This window comes from Ruegeria sp. BHSB058 (genome assembly GCF_059613285.1).
Window position 1 is genome coordinate 1 of record NZ_JBXWSF010000113.1, and the last position, 9,455, is coordinate 9,455.

Genomic DNA, 9,455 nt, shown 5'->3' on the forward strand with positions numbered 1-9,455 from the left:
ATGTGGCCGAGGCGCTGAGTTTTCGGATCAGCGCCAAGGTAACTGCCTAGATTTTTGCCTCTATCGCCAGCCAGATCTTCTCGGCGATGTTGACGCCGTTGAAACGCTCCAACTCCTGAATTCCGGTGGGAGAGGTCACGTTGATCTCGGTCAGATATTCGCCGATCACGTCGATTCCGACGAAAACCTGGCCCTTTTCTTTCAGCAAAGGCCCGATAGCCGCGCAGATTTCCAGGTCACGTTCTGAAAGGCCGATTTTTTCCGGGCGACCGCCCACATGCATGTTCGACCGGGTCTCGCCTTCGGCAGGAACACGGTTGATTGCGCCAACTGCCTCGCCATCGACCAGAATCACCCGCTTGTCTCCATTGCGGACATCCGGCAGGAATTTCTGCACGATCAATGGCTCGCGCGAGAATCCGGTGAACAGTTCATGCAGCGAAGAGAGGTTGCGGTCATTCTCATCCAACCGGAACACGCCTGCACCGCCGTTACCATAAAGCGGTTTCAGGATGATGTCGCCATGCTTGGCCTTGAACGCCTTGATTGTCTGCAGGTCGCGCGCAATCGTTGTGGGTGGCGTCAGGTTAGGAAAATCCAGAACCAGAAGCTTTTCGGGATAGTTCCGAACCCAGAACGGATCGTTCACCACCAGCGTTTGCCCCTTGAGCCGGTCCAACAAATGCGTCGACGTGATGTAGTGCATGTCGAATGGAGGATCCTGTCGCAGCCAGACCACGTCATAGTCGCCCAGATCGACCTCACGCTCGGGTCCCAACACCGCCGGATTTCCGACAACGCGCTGTATCGTCATGTCATGACCACGTGCGGTGATCCGACCTTCCTGATAGGCAAGATGGTCAGGCCCATAGAAAAACAAATCGTGCCCGCGTGCCTGTGCCTCTTCAGCCAGACGGAACGAACTGTCCGCATTTATGTTCACGGCCCCGATCGGGTCCATCTGAAAGGCGATTTTCATGACGCGTCCCTCATTTCCACGCCAGATACATGGCGCAGCATGCAGGGGGGTGCAATGGCGTTCAGATCAAACCAAACGCGTTTTCGAGAATTTGAAAGCGCCCCGCCACATCGACAAGGGCCACGTCGAATCGCGCATTGGTCAACTGTCCGTCTGGTTCGCGTGCCAAAAACTCTTCGGCTGACGCGGCAATCCGCGCCATCTGCCGACGACTCAGGGATTCGGCGGCGCGATCGAAACTGTTGCTTTTTTTGACTTCGATGAAAACGATACCATCGCCGTTCCGAGCGATCAGGTCTATTTCACCCCCGGCTCCGCGCCAGCGTCGTTGCAGAATTGTGAACCCACGCTTCTGATAGTCCGACGCGATGCGATCTTCGGCGGCCAGCCCGGAGTGATAGGCTATCGACCCACGCACCGATTTGTTCCGCATTTCACCCTTTTCCCAGTTTCAACGCCTTTTGGTACAGAGGACGGCGTGGCAGGTCGTACATCCTTGCAACCAGATCCGCCGCGTCCCGAACTGAATGCGTTTCTAATGCAGTCCTCAATGCCTCTTCTACGTCCAACTCGCTAATGCTTTGTGAACGCGGCCGGTCGACCAGCACCACGATCTCTCCCTTGACCGACGCCCCTTTGTAAGCGTCCGCAAGTTCGATCAGTGGTCCGCGCCGGATCTCCTCGAATTTCTTGGTCAACTCCCGACACACAGCCGCAGGGCGGTCGCCGCCCAACGACTCGGACATATCCGTCAAACTTGCCGCAATCCGTTTGGGAGATTCGTAGAACACAAGCGTTCCGGGAACATCGCGCAGGGCCTCAAGTCGCGCCCGCCGCGCGCCCGATGCATTGGGCAAGAAACCCGCGAAAAAGAAGGCGTCGGTCGGCAGCCCTGCGAGTGTTAGCGCAGTCAACACCGCAGACGGACCGGGCGCGCATGTGACGGTGTGACCGGCCTCGGTGGCCTGACGCCCCAGATCGTACCCCGGATCGGCTATCAAGGGCATGCCTGCCTCGGAGGCATAGGCGACCGATGAACCTTGGGACAGTGCCTCCAGCAATTTTTCGCGTGCTGCCGCTCCACTGTGGTCGTGATAAGCCAGTATCCGCCGCCCGTCCAACGGAACCCCGTGAATTTCCATCAGGCGGCGTAGGCTGCGAGTATCCTCTGCCGCGATCACGTCCGCCGATGCCAGAACGTCCAGCGCCCGAAGCGTGATGTCTCGGGCCGTGCCGATCGGAGTTGCGATAAAGTACAGTCCGTGCGTCAATCTGGTCTTTTGGAAATTCAACTCTGGACCCCCTCTGCGTGACGTTTATTATCGCGGATCAACACAAGGCGGCATCTCAGACCGCCAGATCAGGGAGTTTTGATTTAGATGTTCAGCCTTTGCAAGCCTGCCCGCAAACTGGCCTTGTCCGCAATGGCCCTCGCCGCGGCCGGATTCCTGTCGGCCTGTGACCCGGTCGCCACCGGCGGCGGCCCGTCGATCAACACTTCGAAACCTGTGCCGGTCGCGCTGCTGGTGCCGCGTGGTTCGCCGCAATCGGGCGACGCGGTTCTGGCGCAAAGCCTTGAAAACTCGGCGCGGCTGGCAATCGCGGATTTGCAGAATGTCCAGATCGACCTGCGCGTTTACGACACTGCGGGCAACGCCACCACGGCAGCCGCTGTGGCGCAGCAAGCGGTGGATGACGGGGCCAAGATCATCCTCGGCCCGGTTTATGCCCAAGCTGCAAACGCGGCGGGGCTGGCCGTTTTGAACGACAATGTTAATGTGCTGTCGTTTTCGAACAACACCAACATCGCCGGCGGCAATGTCTTTGTTCTTGGTCCGACCTTTGACAACACCGCCAACCGCCTGACCACTTATGCGGCACGTCAAGGCAAGACCAACATGGTCGTCGTCTACAGCAATGACGAGGCGGGGCAGGTCGGCAAGGCCGCCATAGACCGCGCGATCAGCCGCACCAGTGTGCGCAAAGCGGGCGATATCAGTTATGAACGCTCGCAACAGGGAGTCATCAACTCGGTCCCGACAATCAAGTCGACTGTGGATGCCTCTGGCGCGGATTCGATTTTCCTGACCGCAACTACGGCTGGTGCCTTGCCGCTGTATAGCCAATTGCTGCCCGAAGCAGGCGTTTCACCGGCAACCACTCAATTCATCGGTCTGACGCGCTGGGATATACCGGCGCAGACACTGGAACTGCCGGGTGTTCAGGGGGGCTGGTTCGCCCTGCCCGACCCTGCCAAGGCACAGGCGTTCAACTCGCGCTATCAAGCAACTTATGGCGGCGCCCCGCACCCTATTGGCGGGCTTGCCTATGACGGCGTCGCGGCAATCGGCGCACTGGTCAGTGCTGGCAAATCGGATGCATTGACAGGGGCCGCGCTGACGCAAGGCGCGGGCTTTCAAGGTGTGGGCGGTATTTTCCGCTTGCGCCCCGACGGAACTAATGAACGCGGACTGGCCGTTGCCACGATCCAGAACAAACAGGTGGTTGTGATTGACCCTGCCCCAACAAGCTTCTCTGGCGCCGGCTTCTGATCCGGCCACCTATCCCAGACCCGGTGACGAGCTGATCTGCGCGCCCGAAGCAATTTTCGACCACAGTGCGGTGCGCACCCGCATCGCGGAATTGCGTGAGACGTGCAGCGACAACGCGACCTTGCGAACAGAGGTCGTGAAAATCCTGCGCGGGGTTCAGAAATCCGGCCGCGCCGCGATTGCCGAGGCCTTTTCCGCGCAACCCTTTGCTGCGCGACCGCTCACTCGGGCGTACACCTATCTGACGGACGGACTGGTCCACACGGCCTTGCACGTCGCCGGTGAAATCCTGCACCCGCTGGCCAATCCGACGCGCGGCGAACGCATCGCGGTTCTGGCCGTCGGTGGTTATGGCCGTGGCGAGATGGCACCCTTTTCAGACGTCGATCTGCTGTTCCTGACACCGTACAAAATCACGGCCTGGGCCGAAAGCGTGATCGAATCCATGCTATACATGCTATGGGATTTACGGCTGAAGGTCGGACATTCTTCGCGGACGATCAAGGATTGCCTGCGACTTGGCACCGACGATTTCACCATCCGCACGGCAATGCTGGAGCATCGGTTTCTGGTTGGGGACCAGGCGTTGGCGAAAGAGCTGAACAAACGCCTTCACGCCGACCTGTTCAAAGGATCAGAAGGCGAGTTTATCGAAGCCAAACTGAACGAGCGTGACGAGCGCCACCACAAACAGGGTGAGCGTTACATGGTCGAACCCAACGTCAAGGAAGGCAAAGGCGGCCTGCGTGACCTGCAATCGCTCTATTGGATCGCCAAGTATGTCTATGATGTTCAAGATGTGGCGGAACTGGTACCGCTGGGCCTGTTCACCAAGGACGAATTCAACACGTTTGTGCAGGCCGAAGAGTTTCTTTGGGCCGTCCGCTCACATCTGCATCTGGTCACCGGACGGGCCACCGAACAGCTGACCTTTGATATGCAGGTCGAGGTGGCGGAACGCATGGGATACAAGGACCGGGCCGGTCGGCGCGGTGTTGAGATTTTCATGCAGAAGTACTTCCGCGAGGCGACACGCGTTGGCGAACTGACCCGAATCTTCCTGACCAAGCTGGAAGCGGCGCACATGAAAAGTGCCCCCTTGCTGCAACGCATTTTCCGCCGCCGCCGCAGGCTGAAAGCAGGCTACAAGGTGGTGCATGGGCGGCTGGCCGTTGTCGATCCCAAGAAATTTCTGGCCGACAAGATGAACCTTCTGCGCCTCTTCGAGGAAGGCTTGCGGACGGGTATGCTGATCCACCCCGATGCGATGCGGCTGGTGACAGCAAACCTTGACCTGATTGACGAAGACATGCGCAACGACAAGGATGCGCAACGCATTTTCCTTGATCTGATGCTCAAACATGGCAATCCCGAACGTGCCCTCAGGCGCATGAACGAACTGGGGGTGCTCACGGCCTTTCTGCCGGAATTCGAGCCCATTGTCGCTATGATGCAGTTCAACATGTATCACAGCTATACGGTGGACGAGCATACGATCCAGACCATCGTCAACCTTGCCCAGATCGAGCGCGGAGAGTTGATCGAGGAATTGCCGCTCGCCTCATCCATCCTCAAACGCGGGGTCAACCGCAAGGTTCTGTATGTCGCCTTGCTGCTGCACGATATCGCCAAGGGGCGGCCTGAAGATCATTCGATCCTGGGCGCCAAGATCGCCCGCAAGGTAGCACCGCGGCTGGGGCTTAACAAATCCGACAGTGAAACTGTCGAATGGTTGGTGCGGTATCACCTGCTGATGTCCGACATGGCACAAAAGCGCGACATTTCCGACCCGCGTACCGTCCGGGATTTTGCCAAGGCAGTGCAGACCGTCAAGCGGCTGGACTTGCTGACGGTTCTGACCGTCTGCGATATTCGCGGTGTCGGGCCGACCACCTGGAACAACTGGAAAGCCACGCTGCTCAGGGCGCTCCACAAGGAAACCAAACGGGCATTGGAAACCGGGATGGAGGATCTCAACCGTGCCAATCGGGGCGCGGAGGCCAAGAAGGCTCTGCGCGAGGCGCTGGAGGAGTGGTCCAAGGTTGATCTCAAAACCGAGACCGGGCGCCACTATGACCCCTATTGGCAGGGTCTGAACTTGTCGACCCACATCGAATTCGCAGACATGCTGCGGGTTCTGGACGAAAGCGGCGATGAAGGCGCGATGGAAATCCGGCTGCAACCAGACGAGGATCGCGACGCCACCCGTGCCTGTTTCGCGATGGGCGATCATCCTGGCATTTTTGCCCGCATTGCCGGTGCACTTGCCTTGGCCGGCGCCAATGTGGTCGATGCCCGAAGCTATACCACCAAGGACGGCTATGTGACCGATGCCTTCTGGATACAGGATGCAGAAGGCCATCCGTTCGAAGCCTCGCGCCTTCCTCGCCTCACCCAGATGATCCACAAGACGCTGAAAGGCGAAGTGGTGGCTCGGGATGCCTTTAAGTCGCGTGATAAGATCAAGAAGCGCGAAAAAGCGTTCAATGTGCCCACACACATCACTTTCGACAATGATGGGTCAGAAATTTACACGATCATCGAAGTGGACACACGCGACCGGCCCGGGCTGCTTTATGATCTGGCGCGCACTCTGGCTGCCGCGAATGTCTATATAGCAAATGCAGTCATTGCCACATATGGGGAACAGGTGGTCGACACGTTCTATGTCAAGGACATGTTTGGTCTGAAGTACTACTCGGACAGCAAGCAGCGTGGACTTGAATCCAAGCTGCGCAAGGCGATCACCGAAGGCGCTGAGCGGGCCGCGTCATGAAGCCCATCAGACTGCTTTCGGGGCTGTTCACGGTCGGGTTCTGGACCCTCGCCAGTCGAATTTTGGGGTTTCTCAGGGAAATTCTGTTGGCCGCCTATATTGGCCCCGGCCCGGTGATGGACGCCTTTGTCGCCGCGTTCCGCCTACCCAACATGTTCCGCCGTTTTTTCGCCGAAGGCGCGTTCAATGCAGCTTTCGTGCCTATGTTCTCGAAGCGGTTGGAAGGTGGCGAAGACGCCGAAAGTTTTGCACGGGCCGCGTTCAACCTGCTGGGCGCGGCGGTTCTGGCGCTGGTTGGGCTGGCGATGATTTTCATGCCGGCTCTGGTCTGGGTCACGGCCGAAGGTTTCTATGGAGACGAACGTTTCGAGCTGGCCGTCGGCTATGGATATGTCGTCTTTCCCTATATCCTGTTCATGTCGCTGGCAGCGCTGTTTTCCGGAGTGCTGAACGCCACCGGTCGGTTTGCCGCTGCCGCCGCAGCCCCCGTCCTGCTGAACATCTTTGCCTGTGCGGCAATGATTTTGGGCGCCGTTCTTGGTGGCGATGTCATCAACTGGTTGATCTGGGTGATCCCTCTTGCGGGTATCGCGCAATTGACACTTGTCTGGGTTGCGACAGAGCGCGCGGGAATCAGCATCCGACCCGGCCTGCCCCGCCTTTCCCCCGAGATGCGCCATATGGTGCGCATTGCACTGCCCGCTGCGTTGGCGATGGGCGTAACCCAGGTGAACCTTGTTGTCGGGCAACTGGTGGCGTCAAAAACCGAAAAGGCGGTGAGCTGGCTATTTGCGGCCGATCGTTTGTACCAACTCCCGCTCGGGGTCGTGGGCATTGCTGTCGGGATCGTGTTGCTTCCCGATCTGTCACGCCGATTGAGGGCCGGGGACGATATCGGAGCACGCGATGCGTTTTCGCGTGCTGGGGAGTTTTCAATGCTCCTGACACTTCCCTCCACCGTTGCATTGGTGGTCATTCCGCTGCCTCTCGTCTCGGTCCTGTTCCAACGCGGCCATTTCAGTGCCGAAGACAGCGCCGCCACCGCCCTCGCCGTTGCCATCTACGGATTAGGTTTGCCAGCCTTCATGCTGCAGAAACTGCTGCAACCGCTCTTCTTCGCCCGCGAAGACACCAAATCGCCTTTTCGTTATGCGGTCGTCGCGATGGTGATCAACGCCACGCTCGCGTTTGGCCTCTACCCGGTCATCGGTTGGATCGCCCCGGCGATTGCGACCTCGGTTGCCGGCTGGGTCATGGTTCTACAACTTTCCTTGGGTGCACGCCGCATGGGTGAGGTCGCGCGGTTCGACGACCGGTTCCGCAAGCGCGCCTGGCGGATTGCCGCAGCATCCGCGATTATGGGTTTTGTACTGATTGCCATCGTATCGCTGTTCGACTGGATTTTTGCCGTGCCAAGCTGGAGATACATGGCTTTGCTAGGTTTAATTGCCATCGCCGCAGTCGTCTATTTCGGTTCGGGCCAGGCACTCGGCGCCTTCCGTATGTCCGAATTCAAACGGGCGATGCGCAGGTCATGAGCAAGCTCGACCTTCCCGCAGGCACCGTTGTGTTCCGCCCAGGTCAAGAGTGTCCAGGATTTGTTCGGCTGGCCCAAGGTACGATCCGGGTAACACTGACGGCCCCGAATGGTCGCGAAGTTGTCCTTTATCGTGTGAATCCCGGTGATGTCTGCCTGCAAACCTTCGCCTGCCTCACCGAGGGCCGCAGTTATTCTGCCGAAGGAGTGGCCGAAACGGCGGTCAAAGGCGAAATCATCCCTCATGCGGCCTTTCGTTCGGCCATGGCCTCGGATGAAGGTTTTCGAACCGAGGTCCTGACTGCCGTCGCCCGCCGTTTTGCCGATTTCGAACAGCTTGTCGAAGAGGTCGCCCTGACCGGTTTTGACGCCCGGCTCGCCCGCGTCCTGTTGCGGCTTGCAAAAGAAGGGGTGGTACAGGCCACGCATGAGGCGCTGGCCACCGAAACCGCCTCGGGTCGGGCCTTTGTCAGCCGCCGTCTAGCGGAATTTGCCCGCCTCGGTCTGGTCGAATTGGCACGCGGGAAGGTCACAATACTGGACACAGCCGGATTGGAGCGACTTACCGCCGAAGAACGGTGACACTGTCACCGACCAGGTTCCGAAATGGGATCATAACGGACCCATCAACTACATCTGATTTCGGAGAATCATCATGATCCGCAACGAAGGAACCTTTGATCGCGCCGCCCGTGTTCTGCTGGGCCTCGTCCTTCTGTCACTCACCGTCATCGGCCCGCAAAGCATGTGGGGTCTGATCGGGATCATCCCATTGGTGACAGGTGTATTCGGGTATTGCCCGCTGTATCACATCTTGGGTCTCAACACCTGTCCCATGAAGAAATAAGATCTTTGCGCCGGGTCAGTCCCGGCGCAAACGACTGACAATCCGCGCCCATCCACCCGGTGCCAGAAAGAACGACAAACCGAATCCTGTGGCAAACCCACCCAGATCGGCGACCCAGTCCCCGGTGCCGCCAAAGAGCAGGCCGAACAGCAGTTGCAACCCCATCAGCACCGCAATAAGGCTGAAGGCGCGCGCCTGATTAGCGCCCACCAACGACAGCTTGCGCCACAAAAGCCAGGTGAATGCCCCGATCAAGCCGTAGACGGCGGGAAACCCACCGATCAATGGGTAGCGCGGATCGAGGAATATGGCATAGGCCAGCGCACCTCCGATGCCCGAAAGAACAAAGATCAGGATCATCGCCACGCTGCCGAATACCTCACCGACCATCTTGCCCATTGCCAGGACGAAGACACACACAAATACCGCCTGTGTGAAACTGCCATGGACAAAGGGGTAAGTGACAAATCGGATCACATGCTCGATCGGCCAGCGCCCAGTCTCGACCATCCAATCAAAGATATCGGCGGAGAATGCATAGGACTGAATCGCCGCCAATCGCCAGCCAACCGCTTCTGGCCCGCCGACCAGCCCGCGCGCACCAACCGTAAAACTCAGTTCGACCCCCATGATGAACAGAACCAGCGCCACCACCACGGGCGGCAACGGGTTTACTGCTGGGGTGTAATGGTCACTGCTCATGGGCTGGCCTTTCGCGGCTGTTGACGTCCCTTGACCTCATGGGTAAGCGACGGAAGCCGATT

The 9,455-nt window shown here is 58.8% G+C and carries 9 protein-coding genes; 5 read left to right on the top strand and 4 right to left on the bottom strand.

Annotated features, from left to right (window positions below; genetic code table 11):
• Positions 1 to 46 precede the first annotated feature (46 nt).
• The 3 genes from gshB to rsmI form a co-directional block, all read right to left on the bottom strand.
• Positions 47 to 979: a glutathione synthase gene (gene gshB, locus AC2FNB_RS19325; RefSeq protein WP_496748452.1), complete on the bottom strand. Its 933-nt coding sequence runs from the start codon at positions 977 to 979 to the stop codon at positions 47 to 49.
• Positions 980 to 1,040: 61 nt separating this feature from the next.
• Positions 1,041 to 1,412 carry a YraN family protein gene (locus AC2FNB_RS19330; RefSeq protein ID WP_496748453.1) on the bottom strand — a complete coding sequence of 124 codons (372 nt, stop codon included), beginning with the start codon at positions 1,410 to 1,412 and terminating at the stop codon, positions 1,041 to 1,043.
• 1 nt (position 1,413) lies between these two features.
• A complete protein-coding gene (gene rsmI, locus AC2FNB_RS19335) occupies positions 1,414 to 2,271 on the bottom strand; it encodes a 16S rRNA (cytidine(1402)-2'-O)-methyltransferase (RefSeq protein WP_496748454.1) in 858 nt (285 codons plus the stop codon).
• Between the two features lie 87 nt (positions 2,272 to 2,358).
• Here rsmI and AC2FNB_RS19340 point away from each other — a divergent pair, with 87 nt between their 5' ends.
• The 5 genes from AC2FNB_RS19340 to AC2FNB_RS19360 all read left to right on the top strand — a co-directional run bounded on the left by AC2FNB_RS19340 (position 2,359) and on the right by AC2FNB_RS19360 (position 8,691).
• Complete coding sequence (locus AC2FNB_RS19340) at positions 2,359 to 3,531, top strand: penicillin-binding protein activator (protein WP_496748455.1); 1,173 nt, start codon at positions 2,359 to 2,361, stop codon at positions 3,529 to 3,531.
• Positions 3,491 to 6,307 carry a [protein-PII] uridylyltransferase gene (locus AC2FNB_RS19345; RefSeq protein ID WP_496748456.1) on the top strand — a complete coding sequence of 939 codons (2,817 nt, stop codon included), beginning with the start codon at positions 3,491 to 3,493 and terminating at the stop codon, positions 6,305 to 6,307. The genes AC2FNB_RS19340 and AC2FNB_RS19345 overlap by 41 nt, the downstream gene beginning before the upstream one ends.
• Complete coding sequence (murJ, locus tag AC2FNB_RS19350) at positions 6,304 to 7,845, top strand: murein biosynthesis integral membrane protein MurJ (RefSeq protein WP_496748457.1); 1,542 nt, start codon at positions 6,304 to 6,306, stop codon at positions 7,843 to 7,845. Before AC2FNB_RS19345 ends, murJ begins: the two co-directional genes overlap by 4 nt.
• A complete protein-coding gene (locus AC2FNB_RS19355) occupies positions 7,842 to 8,426 on the top strand; it encodes a Crp/Fnr family transcriptional regulator (RefSeq protein WP_496748458.1) in 585 nt (194 codons plus the stop codon). The genes murJ and AC2FNB_RS19355 overlap by 4 nt, the downstream gene beginning before the upstream one ends.
• 73 nt (positions 8,427 to 8,499) lie before the next feature.
• On the top strand, positions 8,500 to 8,691 hold the full coding sequence (locus AC2FNB_RS19360) for a YgaP family membrane protein (protein ID WP_480751753.1): 192 nt from the start codon (positions 8,500 to 8,502) through the stop codon (positions 8,689 to 8,691).
• 15 nt (positions 8,692 to 8,706) lie between these two features.
• On the opposite strand, the gene AC2FNB_RS19365 is transcribed toward AC2FNB_RS19360, so the two are convergent.
• Entirely contained in the window at positions 8,707 to 9,393 is a 687-nt protein-coding gene (locus AC2FNB_RS19365) for a rhomboid family intramembrane serine protease (protein ID WP_496748459.1), read from the bottom strand.
• Positions 9,394 to 9,455: the final 62 nt, after the last annotated feature.